The 16,200-nt window shown below is 71.6% G+C and carries 16 protein-coding genes; 5 read left to right on the forward strand and 11 right to left on the reverse strand.

Annotated features, from left to right (window positions below; translation table 11 throughout):
* Positions 1-131: 131 nt before the first annotated feature.
* Complete coding sequence (locus tag CCL05_RS28655; RefSeq protein WP_086563492.1) at positions 132-1,094, forward strand: GlxA family transcriptional regulator; 963 nt, start codon at positions 132-134, stop codon at positions 1,092-1,094.
* Between the two features lie 13 nt (positions 1,095-1,107).
* On the opposite strand, the gene CCL05_RS28660 is transcribed toward CCL05_RS28655, so the two are convergent.
* The 10 genes from CCL05_RS28660 to CCL05_RS28705 all read right to left on the reverse strand — a co-directional run bounded on the left by CCL05_RS28660 (position 1,108) and on the right by CCL05_RS28705 (position 11,223).
* Positions 1,108-2,478, reverse strand: a complete 1,371-nt coding sequence (locus tag CCL05_RS28660; protein ID WP_086563493.1) for a bifunctional albaflavenone monooxygenase/terpene synthase — start codon at positions 2,476-2,478, stop codon at positions 1,108-1,110.
* Positions 2,475-3,560 (reverse strand): epi-isozizaene synthase, encoded by a 1,086-nt coding sequence (gene cyc1, locus CCL05_RS28665; RefSeq protein ID WP_086563495.1) that lies wholly within the window; start codon positions 3,558-3,560, stop codon positions 2,475-2,477. The genes CCL05_RS28660 and cyc1 overlap by 4 nt, the downstream gene beginning before the upstream one ends.
* Before the next feature lie 295 nt (positions 3,561-3,855).
* A complete protein-coding gene (def, locus tag CCL05_RS28670; protein WP_086563496.1) occupies positions 3,856-4,506 on the reverse strand; it encodes a peptide deformylase in 651 nt (216 codons plus the stop codon).
* Between the two features lie 156 nt (positions 4,507-4,662).
* Positions 4,663-5,643, reverse strand: a complete 981-nt coding sequence (locus tag CCL05_RS28675; RefSeq protein WP_086563513.1) for a tetratricopeptide repeat protein — start codon at positions 5,641-5,643, stop codon at positions 4,663-4,665.
* Between the two features lie 117 nt (positions 5,644-5,760).
* On the reverse strand, positions 5,761-7,008 hold the full coding sequence (locus CCL05_RS28680; RefSeq protein ID WP_208641640.1) for an HD-GYP domain-containing protein: 1,248 nt from the start codon (positions 7,006-7,008) through the stop codon (positions 5,761-5,763).
* Positions 7,005-8,336: an HD-GYP domain-containing protein gene (locus tag CCL05_RS28685; protein ID WP_086563499.1), complete on the reverse strand. Its 1,332-nt coding sequence runs from the start codon at positions 8,334-8,336 to the stop codon at positions 7,005-7,007. The genes CCL05_RS28680 and CCL05_RS28685 overlap by 4 nt, the downstream gene beginning before the upstream one ends.
* 153 nt (positions 8,337-8,489) lie before the next feature.
* Positions 8,490-8,801: a mycothiol system anti-sigma-R factor gene (rsrA, locus tag CCL05_RS28690; RefSeq protein WP_033314427.1), complete on the reverse strand. Its 312-nt coding sequence runs from the start codon at positions 8,799-8,801 to the stop codon at positions 8,490-8,492.
* Complete coding sequence (gene sigR, locus CCL05_RS28695) at positions 8,798-9,484, reverse strand: RNA polymerase sigma factor SigR (protein WP_086563501.1); 687 nt, start codon at positions 9,482-9,484, stop codon at positions 8,798-8,800. The genes rsrA and sigR overlap by 4 nt, the downstream gene beginning before the upstream one ends.
* Before the next feature lie 256 nt (positions 9,485-9,740).
* Complete coding sequence (locus CCL05_RS28700) at positions 9,741-10,397, reverse strand: alpha/beta hydrolase family protein (protein ID WP_208641641.1); 657 nt, start codon at positions 10,395-10,397, stop codon at positions 9,741-9,743.
* A 10-nt stretch (positions 10,398-10,407) separates the two neighbouring features.
* Positions 10,408-11,223, reverse strand: a complete 816-nt coding sequence (locus CCL05_RS28705; RefSeq protein WP_086563504.1) for an SOS response-associated peptidase — start codon at positions 11,221-11,223, stop codon at positions 10,408-10,410.
* Positions 11,224-11,326: 103 nt separating this feature from the next.
* Here CCL05_RS28705 and CCL05_RS28710 point away from each other — a divergent pair, with 103 nt between their 5' ends.
* From CCL05_RS28710 to CCL05_RS28725, 4 genes are all read left to right on the forward strand, one after another.
* Positions 11,327-12,049, forward strand: a complete 723-nt coding sequence (locus CCL05_RS28710) for a M50 family metallopeptidase (protein ID WP_086563506.1) — start codon at positions 11,327-11,329, stop codon at positions 12,047-12,049.
* Positions 12,050-12,159: 110 nt separating this feature from the next.
* Complete coding sequence (gene aroA / locus CCL05_RS28715) at positions 12,160-13,476, forward strand: 3-phosphoshikimate 1-carboxyvinyltransferase (RefSeq protein WP_086563507.1); 1,317 nt, start codon at positions 12,160-12,162, stop codon at positions 13,474-13,476.
* Between the two features lie 17 nt (positions 13,477-13,493).
* Positions 13,494-14,504: a ribosome small subunit-dependent GTPase A gene (gene rsgA, locus CCL05_RS28720; RefSeq protein WP_086563509.1), complete on the forward strand. Its 1,011-nt coding sequence runs from the start codon at positions 13,494-13,496 to the stop codon at positions 14,502-14,504.
* A 97-nt stretch (positions 14,505-14,601) separates the two neighbouring features.
* Positions 14,602-14,925 carry a DMT family transporter gene (locus CCL05_RS28725; RefSeq protein WP_086563510.1) on the forward strand — a complete coding sequence of 108 codons (324 nt, stop codon included), beginning with the start codon at positions 14,602-14,604 and terminating at the stop codon, positions 14,923-14,925.
* A 7-nt stretch (positions 14,926-14,932) separates the two neighbouring features.
* On the opposite strand, the gene CCL05_RS28730 is transcribed toward CCL05_RS28725, so the two are convergent.
* A complete protein-coding gene (locus CCL05_RS28730; protein WP_086563511.1) occupies positions 14,933-15,541 on the reverse strand; it encodes a TetR/AcrR family transcriptional regulator in 609 nt (202 codons plus the stop codon).
* Positions 15,542-16,200: the final 659 nt, after the last annotated feature.

A 16,200-nucleotide genomic window follows, 5' to 3' on the forward strand; every position in this document is an offset into this window, starting at 1 on the left:
ATCATTGCGATGAGTGTCTGCGTCTGGTTCGTGTCCATGGACACCACTGTCGCGCCGATGACTCCTTACCGTCAGTGGCAGTACTGCCGGAGACCCTCGAATTACTGCCACTGACGAGGCACACTGGAGACATGCTCCAGAACGTGGCGGTCGTCCTCCTCGACGGCGTGAACCCCTTCGAACTCGGTGTGGTGTGCGAGGTCTTCGGCACGGACCGCAGCGACGACGGCCTGCCGGTCTACGACTTCGCGGTGGCCTCGGCCGAGGGCCCGGCCCTGCGCATGAACTCGGGCGTCTCACTCCAGGTGGAGCACGGCTTGGAGCGGCTGGAGACGGCCGATCTGATCGCGGTGCCGGCCGGGCACAGCTACGCGTCCCGTGAGTTCCCGCCGGAGCTCCTGGACGCCCTGCGGCGTGGGGTCGCCCGCGGTGCCCGGGTGCTCAGCGTCTGCTCCGGCGCCTTCGTGCTGGCCGCTGCCGGGCTGCTGGACGACCGCCGCTGCGCCGTGCACTGGAAGCACGCGGACGCCCTGGCCCGGCAGTACCCAAGGGCCGTCGTGGAGCCGGACGTGCTCTACGTCGACGAGGACCCGGTGATCACCTCCGCCGGCACGGCCGCCGGGATCGACGCCTGCCTCCACCTGGTGCGCAAGGAGCAGGGCTCCGAGGTCGCCAACAAGATCGCCCGGCGGATGGTGGTGCCGCCGCACCGCGACGGCGGCCAGGCCCAGTACATCGAGCGCCCGCTGCCGCACCCCGAGGCCGACACGATCGGCGAGCTGCTGGCGTGGATGGAGCGGCACCTCGACGAGGAGGTCACCGTCGAGCAGCTGGCCGCCCGCGCCCACATGTCCCCGCGCACCTTCGCCCGTCGCTTCCAGCAGGAGACGGGGACGACTCCCTACCGCTGGATCCTGCGCCAGCGCGTCCTGCTGGCCCAGCGGCTGCTGGAGGCGACGGACGAGACCATGGACGCGATCGCCGGTCGAACGGGGTTCGGCAACGCGGCCACGCTGCGCCACCACTTCGTCCGGGCCGTGGGCACGACGCCGAACGCCTACCGGCGGACCTTCCGGGGCCCCGAGGCAGCCTGATCCTCCCCCACGCTCACCTCGGCACCGGCCGCAGCAGCAGCTCGTGCGGCCGCAGCGTGATGCCGACGCGCGTGCCGTCGTTCGAGCCGGCCACCTGCTCGAAGCGGTACGTGCCGGCCAGCGCCGCCGTGATCAGGGTCAGCTGGGCCATCGAGAAGTGGTCGCTCGGGCACTTGCGGTTGCCCGTGCTGAACGGGCTCATGGCGTGCTTCGGGATGTCCTTGACGCGGTCCGGCAGCCAGCGGTCGGGGTCGAACTCCAGGTGCCGCGCGTACGACTTCGCGTCGCGCTGGATCGCGTACGGGCTGTAGACGATGTCCGCACCGGCCGGAATCCGGTATCCGCCGAGTTCCGTGTCCCGCACTGCCCGGCGCGTCAGAATCCACACCGCGGGGCGCAAACGCATGGACTCGACCACGACATTGTTGGTGTGCCTGAGCTCTCGGACGTCCTCGAATGCCACCGGCCTCCCACCGGTGACGGCTTCTACTTCGTCGCGCACCCGGTCGGCGTGTTCAGGGTGTTCCGCGAGCATATGCAACAGCCACATGATCGTGGAGGCGACGGTTTCGCTGCCGGGAGTGAGGATCGCGACGACCTGATCGTGGATCTCCTGTTCCCCGATGGGATCGCCATTCTCATCCGTCGCCTCCAGCAATGCCGTCAGCAAATCGTCCGGCTTTTGACCGGATGCGCGGCGCTCGGCGACGATCTCGTCCACCAGGAGATGCAAATCGGCCAAGGCCCGGTTGAATTCGCGGTTGGCCGGGAGCGGCAGCTTGTAGAGCGGTCCGAGCGGCACCACCATCCGCCGGTACATCCCGCGGAAGACGGTGGCGAGCGCGACGCACAGCCGCTCCGCCCGCTCGTCCATATAGTCGCCGCGCAGCAGGCAGCGGGCCGCGATGCGCACGGCCACGCGGAAGGACTCGGAGGTGCAGTCGATGGTCTCGCCGGGCTTCCAGCGCTCGGTGAGCGCGTGTGCCTCCTCCTCCATGATCGGCCCGTAGGCGGGGATGGCGTCGAGCCGGAAGGCGGGCTGGATGGTGCGCCGCTGACGGCGGTGGCGGGGGCCGTTCGCCGTGGCCACGCCCTCCTTGCCGAGCAGCCCCTCCAGGGACTCCCACAGCGGCCCGGCGATGATGAAGTCGTTGCTCAGCGCCAGCGCGCCGGTGAGCTCCGGGGTGGTGACGGCGTACACCGTCTTCGGCCCGAGCTTCAGCCGGACCACGTCGCCGTGGTCGCGCAGCCGGGACATGAACGCCAGCGGGTCGCGCACCAGCTTCCAGCCGTGCCCCAGGACGGGGACACCGCCGCCCGCCCGGGGCGGTTCCCGCAGCTCCGCAGCCAGAGGGGCTTCAGGCTTCACAGACTCGACGGTCATTTCTCACCTGCCGCTTCGTTGTTGACGTACGGGGGCGTGGACCGGTCGTCCCAGCTGTCGACCCTGTACCGGCCGGACTCGTGGTGGAACCAGTAGACGGAGCTGAACCAGTTCCGCATATTTCCCAGACAGGCCCGCACGGCGGCGCCGAGTTCCTTTCCCCGCACGGTGCCGTCGGCGAGGGAGTCGGCGAACCGTAATGCTTCCTGTTCGACGTCGAGGAATTCCCTGATGCATATCTCGATGCGGCGTCTGACTTCCACGACCGCCTGTTCCAGGGTCAGCCCCTCATGGGTGATGAGGCTTATTCCGAGATTGTGCACCTCGTCGCCCGCTATTTCCTTCGGAAGCGAGCAGAGGTCGTTGTACCAGGCGGCGAACTCCTGACTCAGCAACGCGGCCCGCCGATAGGCCGGGTGTTTCCGTACGGCGTCGGGGAGTTCGTATCCCGCGGTCGGCTCCAGCAGGTCCGTCCATATCCAGTGGGCGAAGGTGAGCCGGCGCAGCCGGAGATACTCCTCGACCGTGGGCACGATGCCGTGCGTGCGATTGTGGAACTCCCGGTCGTACGCGTCGATCACCGCGTGGAAGTGCCGGGCGAACCGGAGGTTCCAGGTCGTCGGCAGGAAGGCGTACAGCCGCAGCACACTGTCCGCGAACCCGGCGACCAGTGGGTCCTCGTGGTGCAGGTGTTCCCCGGGGGAGTCGAGGGCCGCGTGCAGCCGGTCCCGCAGCCGCTGCCAGGCGATCGCGCGGCCGTGCACGATGTCGCGGTCATGGCGGTCGTCCCAGACGAAGAACCAGGCGCTGTAGTCCGCGATCGCCTGCATCACCTCGTCCGAGGCGCCGATGTAGTACCCGGCCATGAGGTCCGTGTAGCACAGGCCGTCGGCATATTCCTCCACCTTGTCCGCAGGCATGAGCCGCTTTTCGAGCAGCCAGGCCCGGGTCTTCTCCTGGCACTTCGGCCAATACGGGTGGAGTTGCCGGGGAAACGCCGCCTCGATCACCGGAAGGGAGAGCGACGGTGGAACTGCGATGGTGGTCGGTGTCGATGTGGTGCCGTGTGACAAAGCATGCACGAACTAACCCCTCTCAGCCGCCAGATGGCGCGGGCGCCCCTCCTTCCGTGCCGGGCGTGCGCCGTTGCATAACCCGCTCCCTCCATGCAGCCCTACAACTGACCGTTCTGGGAACGCATTTGCTTCATTCACTACCCCACAGTGCCGGGAACCTCCCGTTGTGTGGCCGGCGCCGGATCACCAGGAGAGCAGAAGCGATCGAACGTGCGACGGACAGGCGAACGGCACAGACGAACGGCGCCTGTTCAGGGCGGGAATCCCGAACAGGCGCCGTGCGCCTGGTGTCCGTGAGGTCTCAGTCGTTCGCCACGACCGGGTAGCGGGGCTCGTTCTCGGCCATCTGCCGCAGCGCGTCCTTGCGTTCGCGCTTCGAGAGGCGGTCGATGTACAGGTAGCCGTAGAGGTGGTCGGTCTCGTGCTGCAAACACCGAGCGAAGTATCCGGTGCCGCGCACCCGGATCGGGTTGCCCTTCTCGTCCTGCCCGGTCACCTCGGCGTAGTCGGGCCGGGCGAGCGGCGCGTACGCGGTCGGCACCGACAGGCAGCCCTCGTTGCTGTCGTCCAGCCGGCGCTTCTCGGCGGGCAGTTCGACGAGCTTGGGGTTGCAGACGACGCCGGTGTGCCGGACTCCCTCGTCGTCCGGGCAGTCGTAGACGAAGACCTTCAGGTCGACGCCGATCTGGTTGGCGGCCAGGCCCACACCCTCGGCGGTGCGCTGCGAGGCGAACATGTCCGCCACCAGTTGCTGGAGCTCGTCGCCGAAGTCGGTGACGTCCTTGCACTCCTTGTGCAGCACCGGGTTCCCGACCACCGTGATCGGCCGTGAGGTACCCCGCTCCCGCCAGGCCGCCTCGCGCTCCTCGCAGTCCTCCGTGTCGATCACGTACCCCTCGTCATCGACGGGGAGCACGCCCGCGCGCTGCTGATCGGTGTCCTGCTGAGCCATGACGTTACGTACGCCTTCCTGAACCAAACCGGGCTGAGATGCTGATACAGGTTACGCGGGTGTCGGACGCCGCTTCAGGGGCGCGGGGCTGTATCGATGTCCGGCTCCGCCGCGTGGGCGCGAGAAACCACGACGGCGCCGCACCCGGCAAAGGACCTAGCACACCTCTTCCAAATCCCGCCAATCCCGAGAATCCGGACTGTCAGCGACCCACCCGTCCAGCAACCCCCGGACCAGCGAAGCCGGCGCGGCCAGCCCGCACTCCCGCTCGGGAACCCACAGCTGCCCGTCCGTCCGATGCCCCAGCGGCCCGGGATGCCCCGGCTCACTGTGATCATGCGGGTCGAGATGCTCCCCGTCGCCCTCGTCGGACGGCATCCGTGACTCGGAACACATCCGGCACAGCAACCGCACCGAAGAGGACCAGTCCTCCGCGGCGAACCCCGCGTCCGCCGCAAGCTGCTCCAGCGCGTCCCGGTCCGCCTCGGTCGCCGCCTCCAGCAGCACCACCCACGTCGGCACCGGCGACGGCGCCCACAGCTCGATCTCGTCGAACACCGGGTACGTGTGTCCCGCGGCCGTGGTCCGCTCCCCGTGCGGCACACCGTCGTGCAGGACGACCTCACCCCAGCGCCGCCCCGACGACGGCAGCGGAATGGACAGCACCTCGATCCGCGCGGGATCCAGCCGCCGCCCCCACACGACCTCGGCCTCCCCCTCCGGGGACAGCCGTACGGCCGCGCTGCCGAGGTCCATGCCGACGGGCTCACCGGGGTCGTTGGCCGCTCCCGGCACCCGCAGCCCGTAGGCCTGCCAGGCGCGCCGGGCCAGCGGCCAGTCCTGCAGGGCGGTCGCGGCGATGCCGACGTTCCACCAGTCGGGCGCGCCGGTGTCCCGGTCGAGCAGCGCCACGGCCCTGAGGCCCGCCGCCCGCGCCTGCTCCCAGTCGTGCCGGAACTTGTGCAGCAGGGCGAGGTTGAACCAGGACTCGGACAGCCAGGGCTCCAGATCGGCGGCACGTGTCAACAGTGCGCCCGCGTCCTCGTACCGGCCATCGCCGATGAGAGTGAACGCCCGGTCTGTGGCCTGCCGCCAGGAGGCGGAGGGCCGGTGCCGTCCCTTGCCGAAGATCCTCACGATTCCCGCCTGCCAGTTCCGTGCGGTGGGCTGGCCGTAGCTGTGTTTCGAGCCCCCGGACACCTTCTTCTTCGCATCCAACCACGTACGGCCTCCGGGGCGCTCATTACCCATGGGTTACCCCGTCACGGGCAAGGTCAGACTGCTCCTTGCCAGTACCCGGGCCAGCGATTCCACCACCTCCGGGGCGTACTCCCCGGCGGTGGCGAGCCGGAGTTCCTCCAGCGCCGTCAGCGGTCCGCCCAGGCCACCTTCCCGGGACTTCTCCTCGTACGCGTTCACGGCCCGGACGATCCGCGCGGCGAGCGGCTGCTCAGCAGCGGGGTCGGCCTGCCGTTCCACGACCACGGCGACCGCCTCGTCGACACCCGTCTGCCGTACGACGGCCCCGCCGAGCAGTGCGATCCGCCGCTGTTCCGCGGCGGGCAGGCCGGCGGTGGCGCCCGCCGGCACCGGGTCGACGAGGCTCAGCTGGCCGATGTCGTGCATGAGGGCGGCGTACTCCAGCACGGCCAGCTCGGGCTCGGTGAGACCCAGGTCACGCCCCACCGCCTGACTGAGCGCGGCGACGCGGCGGGCGTGCCCGGCCGGGGTGTACCCGGCGACCTCGGTGGCCCGGGCGAGGGAGGCGATGGTCTGCCGGTAGGTCGCCCGGACGGCGGCGTACCGGCGGAACGACATCTGGGCGAGCAGCAGCGGCACGGAGAAGACGGGCAGCGCCCACAGCCCCACGACGGCGACCGCCAGGGCCATCACCGCCCCGGTCGCGATGACGGCGGAGCCGATGCCGCACACGGCCCGCAGCTCGTCCCGCAGCACCGGCCCGAAGGGCCAGCCGGTGCGGGAATGGGCCAGCGCGGCGGCGAGCACCGCGTCGCACAGCGCGGTCAGGGACAGCAGCGCGAGCAGCAGCAGCGCGTAGGCGGGACCGCCCCAGTCGTCGAACATGCCCCGGTTGTACGGGGGCTGGAAGCAGACGGCGACGAACCCGACGGTGAGCACCCGGCGCGCCAGATGGTCGAGCGTGGGCCCCTGCCCGCGTGCCACGTGCGGGACGCTGCCGAGCAGCGAGCCGGCCAGCACGACGGCGACGACCTGGGCCAGGCCGTGGTGCGTGGCCCGCCCACCGGCCTCGCCGAGCAGCGCGTACGACAGGGCCGCGGCGGCTCCGAGCGGCGCCGGCTCCCTGACCTGCGCCCCGTTGCGCCGGGCGAGCTCCCCGACGGTGACGAGGACGCCGAAGGCGAGGGCGACCCGGCGTTCCTCCAGCCCGCCGTACAGGGTGACGGCGAGGGAGCCGGTGGCGAGGAGGGCGGCACAGGCGTGGACGAGGGTGAAGAGCGGCGGCGGGCGGTACGCGCTCACCGGTGTGCCCCCGGCGGGCTGGAGACGGGTGCGCCGGGCGGCGGAGTCCGGGGCGGGCGGACGTCGTCGGCGGTCACGGCGGGGCGCCATCCCGCCCGGCCGACGGCCTCCACGAGGGCCGCGACCATCACCGGGTCGAACTGGCTGCCGGAGCACCGCTTCAGCTCCGCCAGGGCGACCTCGACGGGCCGGGCCCTGCTGTAACTGCGGGTGGAGGTCATGGCGTCGAAGGCGTCCGCGACGGCCACGACCCGTGCGGATTCCGGGATCTGACCGCCCACCAGACCATAGGGGTACCCGGTGCCGTCCAGCCGTTCGTGGTGGTGCAGTACGGCGGCGCGGGCCTCCCCGAGGAAGCCGATGCCGCGCACCATCTCGTGCCCGTACTCGGGGTGCAGCTCGATCACCCGCCGCTCCTCGGGCGTCAGCGGCCCGTCCTTCCTGAGCAGCCGGGTGGGGACGCCGAGCTTGCCGACGTCGTGCAGGATCCCGGCGAACCGGAGCACCTCGACGCGCTCGTCGTCCATGCCCAGCTCGCGTGCGATCATCATGGAGGCCTGTCCGACGCGCTCGCTGTGCCCGCGCGTGTACCCGTCCTTGATGTCGACGGCCTGGACCAGCGCCCGGATGGTCGCCTGGTGGGCGGCCCGTTCCCGGTGGTACTGCGCGAAGGCCCACCAGGAGACACACATCGGCAGCAGCACGAGCAGCGCGGCCACGGGACCGTACGGGCTGCGCCACAGCACGGCCATCATCAGCCCGGCCAGCCCGTGCACGGCGATGGGCGCGAGGGAGCGCGCCACCAGCCCCCGCCAGGCCCGCCGCACGGGCACCCGCTCGGCCACGGCCAGGATCCCGCCGTCCAGCAGCGCGAGCACCAGGCAGAACGCCAGCACGGCCGCCCCGGCCGGCCCGAGCGCGTAGGGCACGTCGCCCGCGACGACCGCGTCCCGCCCGCCGAGCGCCCAGTGCACCCGGGCCGCGGCCCACACGCCGAGGACGTGCTGGGCGGCCCGCCACACCCGCCGCAGCGCCACGGGCCGCTGTTCCACGTGCGAGAGCAGCGCACCGGGCACCGCCACCAGGGCGGCGGCGGTCGCGGGCAGCAGGAAGGCACCGGCGAGCAGCACGGGATAGAAGGTCCCGGCCGGATGGGAGATCCCGACGAACCGGGACCGGGCGACGCGCTCACAGCCCGCGTACAGCACGGCGAGCAGCAGCACGGCCCCCCAGGGCGTACGGACGCCCGGCGGCGGCAGCAGACAGAGAAGGGCGGCGAGGACGACACAGGCGACATACGCACGTGCCCGCACCGGTACCGCTTCCATGAGCCCTCCCCCGGCCATGTCCATCAGGCCCGGAGCCTAGGACGGCGGTGGGGGGCTCCGCGGGCCGATAACCCGCGGATTCGCACGTTCGAGTGATGCGTTCGAGGATGACTACCCCCCTCGAAGGCGGGGTAGTTGAAAAGCGCGGAAGTGTCAGGATTCCTGCGGCGTGGCCGGCGAGGCCGTGACGTCCTGCTCGGGGACGGCCTGGCCGGAGCGGATCAGCTCGATCCGCCCCATGACCTTGTCGCGCAGATCGCCCGGCACGTCGTCATGCCCGCAGCAGCGCTTGACCAGCTTCTTCACGGCCTGCTCGAGCCCGTACTTCTCGAGGCAGGGCGAGCACTCCTCGAAGTGGTGCTCGAACTTCACGCAGTCCGAGTCCGGCATCTCACGGTCGAGGAACTCGTAGAGATGATCGAGGATTTCGCTGCAATCCGTCTCGTGCGGCTCTCCGCAGCTCATGACCCCGAGCCTTTCGCTTCGTTCGACTCTCCGGCGCCGGCCGGGACCATCCCGCGGTCACGGGCGTAGTCCTCCAGCATGCCGCGCAGCTGACGGCGGCCCCGGTGCAGCCGGGACATCACCGTACCGATGGGTGTCCCCATGATGTCGGCGATCTCCTTGTAGGCAAAGCCCTCGACGTCCGCCAGATAGACGGCGATGCGGAACTCCTCGGGGATCGCCTGGAGCGCTTGCTTCACGTCCGAGTCGGGCAGGTGGTCGAGCGCCTGCGACTCCGCGGAGCGCAGACCCGTCGACATGTGCGACTCGGCGCGGGCGAGCTGCCAGTCCTCGATCTCCTCGGCCGCCGAGCGCTGCGGTTCCCGCTGCTTCTTGCGGTACGAGTTGATGAAGGTGTTCGTGAGGATCCTGTACAGCCACGCCTTGAGATTGGTGCCCTCGCGGAACTGGTGGAAGGACGCGTACGCCTTCGCGTACGTCTCCTGCACCAGGTCCTCGGCGTCGGCCGGATTGCGCGTCATGCGCAGCGCGGCCGAGTACATCTGGTCGAGGAACTCGAGCGCGTCCCGCTCGAAGCGCGCGTTGCGCTCCGCGGCCGTCTCCGCGCCCGTGCCGCCCTGGCCCTCGGGCTGCTCCGCGTGGCCGTGTTCGGTCCCTGCGTCGGTCCCTGTGACCGGACCCACCTCCTCCAGTGTTCTCGCGAGACCGAGACCGGTCTCACCAGAATCGGAGGATAGACGACGATCCGGTCCGCCCGCCGCCCGAATAGGCGCGGTCTTGGCCGCGTGCAGCACCGTCCAGTCCAGGTCGGCGCGGCCGGTGCGGCTCGGGCAGTAGATCGAACCCATGCGGCGGACTCCCTCTCCTACGGCGTCGGTGCTGGTCTCCAGCACGTATGTCCCGCACAACAGTGCTCGCCGCCCCTGCATTCCCGGGGCTTCACCCCAGTGACCCGGTCCACTCCACGACCGCGTCCGTGATGACCGCCACTGCCTCCTCCTGCGTGATCTCCGCGCGCTTGGGCACGGCGAAGCCGTGATCGCCGTACGGCACCTCGACGAGCTCGTACGGCCCCTCGGGGAACTCCCCGGGCCTGCCGAAGGGGTCGTTCCCGCCCTGGACGACCAGGGTGGGCACCCCGGATCCCAGCAGTTCGGCGGCGCGGGACTTCTCGGGCTTGCCGGGCGGGTGGAGGGGGAAGCTGAGGGCGAGCACCGCGTGGGCGCCGACTTCCGCGGCGGTGCGGCAGGCGACCCGGGCCCCGGCGCTGCGGCCCCCGGACACCACCGGCAGTCCGGACTCGGCGAGGGCGGGCCAGATGCCCCGCCAGCCGAGGTCCAGGGTCCTGGGCGCGGGCGCGAGCTTCTTCCCGGCCACGCGCCAGGGCTGCTCCACCCGGGCCACGGTGACGCCGTGGGCGGGCAGGACGGCGGCCAGGGCCCTCAGGTCGCGAGCCTCGATGCCGCCGCCGGCGCCGTGGCTGACGGCGAGGACGAGCCGGGCCTTCTTCGCCGTGTGCCAGGTGATACTGGCCGGGCCGGCTTCGGTCTCTACGGTCTCGACGGTCTCTGTGGTCGCGTCGGACCCTTTCGTCACGTTGGTCACGTCAGAAGAGTGTGCCCTCTTCGGGCCCTTCCAGCTCCTTCAGCAGCTCCGGGCCGTTGTTGCGGACGTTGCTGACGGCGGTGGTGACGGGGTAGGCGCGCATCAGTCCGGCGGGCGGCGGGGCGAGCAGCTCGCGCAGTTCGCCGGCGTCCGTGCGGGACGGGTCCAGCCAGGCGTCCCAGCGGTCGGGCGTCAGCATCAGCGGCATCCGGGGGTGGATCTCGGCCAGGGCCCGCGGACCGTCCGCCGGGGACACCGCCAGCGGGCTCGTCTCGGCCTCGGTGGTGATGACGGAGCACGTGACCCACCAGGCCTGCGGGTGGTCGTCCGGCAGCGTCCTGTCCCGCCAGAACTCGTACAGGCCGGCCATCGCGAAGACCGACCCGTCCGCCGGGGTCACGAAGTAGGGCTGCTTGCGGGGCCGCTTCTTCTTGCCCTCGACCTCCAGCTCGCGCTCCTGCGTGCCGGTGACCCACTCGTAGTAGCCGTCGGCGGGCAGGATGCAGCGCCGGGAGGTGAAGGCGCGGCGGTAGGACGGCTTCTCGTGGACGGTCTCCGCGCGGGCGTTGATCATCCGGGCGCCACCCTCGGGGGTCTTCGACCAGGAGGGGACGAGCCCCCACTTCAGCGTGCGCAGCTGCCGAACCGGGCGCGGGTCGTCGGCGTCTTTCACAGGGCGGTCGAGGACGGCGTAGACCTCTTTGGTGGGCGCCACGTTGTAGTCGGGCTCCAGAGTCTCCTCGGGCTCCCACTTCTCGATCTCAAAGATTCCTGCGAGATCCTCTGGCCTACGACTGGCCGCATACCGTCCGCACATACGTGCCACACTGCCAGGCCCACCCGTCTCCCGACCACCACCCCTCAACGAGGCGCTTCGCGCCACCCCTTCCGAGTCCGCCCACAGGGAGCCAACGCCGCACATGGACAGCACCGCAACCGCCTCGCTCGCCTCCCTCTGGGACGAGGTCTCCGGTACCCAGCCCGACCCCGACCTGTGGGTCGTAATCGCTGCCCTGGTGGCCGCGCTCGCCGTGGTGGTCCCGCACGGCCTGTGGCGCATCTCCCGCAACGCCATCACCATCGCCCACGAAGGCGGCCACGGGCTCGTGGCGCTGCTCAGCGGCCGCACCCTCACCGGCATACGGCTGCACTCGGACACCAGCGGCCTGACCGTCAGCCGCGGCAAGCCGTACGGCATCGGCATGATCCTCACCGCGGCCTCCGGCTACACCGCCCCGCCCCTGCTGGGCCTCGGCGGCGCGGCCCTGCTGGGTTCCGGCCGCATCACGCTGCTGCTGTGGCTGGCCACGGCCCTGCTGCTGGCCATGCTCGTGATGATCCGCAACGCGTACGGCGCCCTCACCGTGATCGTCACCGGCGGCCTGTTCGTCCTGGTGTCGTGGCTGGCCGGCCCTCAGGTCCAGGCGGCGTTCGCGTACGTGGTGGTGTGGTTCCTGCTGGTCGGCGGGGTCCGTCCGGCGTTCGAGCTCCAGGCCAAGCGGTCGCGCGGCGGGGCGGGGGACTCGGACGCGGACCAGCTGTCGCGGCTGACGCATGTGCCGGCGGCGCTGTGGCTGTTTCTCTTCCACGCGGTGTCGCTGTGCTCGCTGATCGGCGGGGGGCGCTGGCTGCTGGAGCTGTGACCGGCCGGCCCGAGGGACGCGGCGCTGTGCCGATGTGCGGCTGAACCGCGTGGGCCCGACCGGCCCCCGCGGCGCCGCACCCGGACCACCGCTCCTTATAAAGTGAAGCCATGGCCCCGAACACCGCAGACACCGCCCTTTGGCCCGCCCCGCACGCGAGCGGAGCCGTCGACGCGACGGTCCACGTGCCCGGGTCCAAGTCGGTCACCAACCGCGCCCTGGTCCTCGCCTCCCTCGCGTCCGAACCGGGCTGGCTGCGCCGCCCCCTGCGCTCCCGCGACACCCTGCTGATGGCCGGCGCGCTGCGCGCCATGGGCATCGAGATCGAGGAGGGCGTGGGCCCGGACGGCACCGGTGAGGCCTGGCGGGTGCTCCCCACGAGCCTGCGCGGCCCGGCCACCGTCGACGTCGGCAACGCCGGCACGGTGATGCGGTTCCTGCCCCCGGTCGCCGCGCTCGCCGACGGCCCCGTCCGCTTCGACGGCGATCCCCGCTCGTACGAGCGTCCCCTGAACGGCGTCATCGACGCGCTGCGGCTGCTCGGCGCCCGGATCGACGACGACGGCCGTGGCGCGCTGCCGTTGACCGTGCACGGCAGCGGCGCCCTGGACGGCGGCCCGGTGGAGATCGACGCGTCCTCCTCGTCGCAGTTCGTGAGCGCCCTGCTGCTGTCCGGCCCGCGCTTCAACCAGGGCGTCGAGGTCCGCCACACCGGTGCCACGCTGCCCTCCATGCCGCACATCCGCATGACCGTCGACATGCTGCGCGCGGTCGGCGCCCAGGTGGACACACCCGAGTCGGGCGGCGAGCCGAACGTCTGGCGGGTCACGCCGGGTGCCCTGCTCGGCCGGGACCTGGTCATCGAGCCGGACCTGTCCAACGCCCAGCCGTTCCTGGCGGCGGCGCTGGTGACCGGCGGCAAGGTCGTCATCCCGGACTGGCCGGCCCGCACCACCCAGCCCGGTGACCGGCTGCGCGAGATCTTCACCGAGATGGGCGGCTCCTGCGAACTGACCGAGTTCGGGCTCGTGTTCACCGGCTCCGGCTCGGTCCACGGCATCGACGTCGACCTGAGCGAGGTCGGCGAGCTGACGCCGGGCGTCGCGGCGGTCGCGGCCCTCGCGGACTCCCCGTCGACCCTGCGCGGCGTGGCGCACCTGCGGCTGCACGAGACGGACCGCCTGGCCGCGCTGACCAAGGAGATCAACGAACTCGGCGGTGACGTCACGGAGACCGCCGACGGCCTGCACATCCGCCCGCGCCGGCTGCACGGCGGGATCTTCCACACCTACGACGACCACCGCATGGCCACGGCCGGCTCGATCATCGGTCTCGCCGTGGAGGGCGTGCAGATCGAGAACGTGGCGACGACGGCCAAGACCCTGCCCGACTTCCCCGACCTGTGGACCGGGATGCTCGGGGCGTAGGACGCGGGGATCAAGTCATGCGCCGCTACGGCAAGCACACCGACGAGGACGACATCCGCACCCGTCCCGGCCGCCGGAACACCCGGCCCCGGACGAACATCCGGCCCAAGCACGAGGACGCCGCCGAGGGCCTCGTCCTCACCGTCGACCGGGGCCGGCTGACCTGCCTCGTCGAGGACCGTGTGGTCATGGCGATGAAGGCCCGGGAGCTGGGCCGCAAGGCGGCGGTGGTCGGCGACCGCGTGGCGATCGTCGGCGACCTGTCCGGCAAGAAGGACTCGCTCGCGAGGATCGTCCGCATCGAGGAGCGCACATCCGTGCTGCGCCGCACGGCGGACGACGACGACCCCTACGAGCGCGTGATCGTCGCCAACGCCGACCAGCTGGCCGTCGTCACCGCCCTGGCCGACCCGGAGCCCCGCCCGCGGCTGATCGACCGCTGCCTGGTCGCGGCCTACGCCGGCGGCCTGGACCCGCTGCTGGTCCTGACCAAGTCGGACCTCGCCCCGCCCGACACACTGCTGGAGCTGTACGGCCACCTCGACATCCCCTACGTCGTCACCAGCCGCGAGGAACTCCAGAACGGCACCGCCATCGCCCGCGTACGGGAGCAGCTCGACGGCAAGATCACCGCGTTCGTCGGCCACTCCGGCGTCGGCAAGACGACGCTGGTCAACTCGCTGGTGCCCCAGGAGCAGCGCCGTACGACCGGGCATGTGAACGCGGTGACGGGCCGTGGCCGGCACACCACCACCTCGGCACTGGCACTGCCCCTGGCGGGCAGCGACGGCTGGGTGATCGACACACCGGGCCTGCGGTCCTTCGGCCTGCACCACGTCGACCCGTCCCGGGTCATCCATGCCTTCCCCGACCTGGAGCCGGGCACCGAGGGGTGCCCGCGCGCGTGCAGCCACGACGAGCCCGACTGTGCGCTGGACGCGTGGGTGGCCGAGGGGCACGCGGATCCGGCGCGGCTGTACTCGCTGCGGCGGCTGCTGGCCACGCGGGAGCGCAAGGAAGGCGACTGACCTCCGCGTTGTTTGTCATGGCGTGCGGACGGTAAGTGCATAATCGCACCAAGCTGACTCAGCGGTCGCTGAACGTGGGATACGGGAGGAACGACTCATGGCGTGGCTGCTGGTCATAGTGGCGGGGGTGCTCGAGACCGGCTTCGCCGTGTGCCTGAAGCTGTCGCACGGTTTCACCCGGCTCTGGCCGACGGTCGCGTTCTGCATCTTCGCCCTCGGCAGCTTCGGTCTGCTGACCCTGTCGCTGAAGAAACTCGACGTGGGTCCGGCCTACGCCGTGTGGACCGGCATCGGCGCGGCGGGCACGGCGATCTACGGCATGGTGTTCCTGGGCGACCTGGTGTCGACGCTGAAGATCGTGTCGATCAGCCTCGTCATCATCGGTGTGATCGGGCTCCAGTTGTCGGGTTCGTCGCACTGACGTCCCGTCAGCCCGCCTGCCGGTGAAGGGCGCTGCGGACCAGTTCGGCGACGCCGCCCTCGCCGGGAGGCGCGGCGACGCAGGACAGGGCGAGCCGGACGGCGAGTTCGCAGGAGCGGGCAAGGTCGGCGGTGTCGGACTTGGGGGTGCCGGGTCCTGCCAGGGCGATGACGGCACGGTCGCGGACGAGGGTGACGAACTCGCCGGGCGAGGGCAGCGGGCCGTCGGCGCGGCGCTGGGCCGGTACGGCGGAGGTGGAGCGCACGGCCGACAGGGCCGGGGACGGCAGCCGTTCGCTCCAGCAGCCGGTGAGCATGGCATGGACGAGGGCGTTCTCCCGGGCCGCCGAGGTGGTCCACTCGGCGGTGGCGGTGAGCCGCTCGCGCGGGTCGCTCTGCCCGGTGAGCGCGCGGTCGACCCCGGCGAGATACCCGTCGGCCTCTCGCCTCACGAGCGCCCGGGCGAGCCCGTCCTTGCTGCCGAACTCGTTGTACAGCGTCTGCCGGGACACTCCTGCCGCCGCGGCCACGTCCACCATCCGCACGGCGGACCACGGCCGGCGCGCCAGCGCCGTGTAAGCGGCGTCCAGTAGAGATTCCCGCGCTGCAGGCATCATCGCCTCCCCTTGGGGCGAGCGGCTCTGCGCCCAGATTTGACGCGCACCACACCCCTGTCAAGGGTTCACGAGAGCACGCGGGGTCGCCTTTGAGCCGACCTGCGCGGGCGCGATCGGCCCAGCTGCGGACAACCGCACCGCCACCGGCGCATGCCGCTTGGGGCGGCACGGGCGGGCGCAGCGGCACCGCGTCGCGCCGGGGCCACCGGCCACCGCTGGGGGCAACCTGCTGCCGCTGCGGGCGGCCGCGCCGCTCGGGCCGACGCGGCGGGCGCAGCGACACCCGCCGCGCCGAGACCACCGGCCACCGCCGCGGGCAACCCGCCGCCGCCGCGGGCAGCCGTACCCCTCGGGCCCACCACCGCTCAGGCCGACACGGCGGGCGCAGCGACACCCGTCGCGCCGGGACCACCGGCCACCGCCGCGGGCAACCGGCCACCGCTGCGGGCAACCTGCCGCCGCTGCGGGCAGTCGTGCCGCTTGGGGCGGCACGGGTGGGCGCGGCGGCACCCCGCTCCGCCGGGCTGCGCAACGCCCCGGCCCCAGCACCGACGCCGCAGGCAGTCACTGCGAGCGGCGGTCACACGCCGCCCCCTCAGCGAGGCCCCGGCCTCAGCAGTTGCCGGAGGCACTCGCAACGCCGGCTGCCGACCCGCCCC

The sequence above is a fragment of the Streptomyces africanus genome (assembly GCF_002150735.1).
Lineage (GTDB): Bacteria > Actinomycetota > Actinomycetes > Streptomycetales > Streptomycetaceae > Streptomyces > Streptomyces africanus.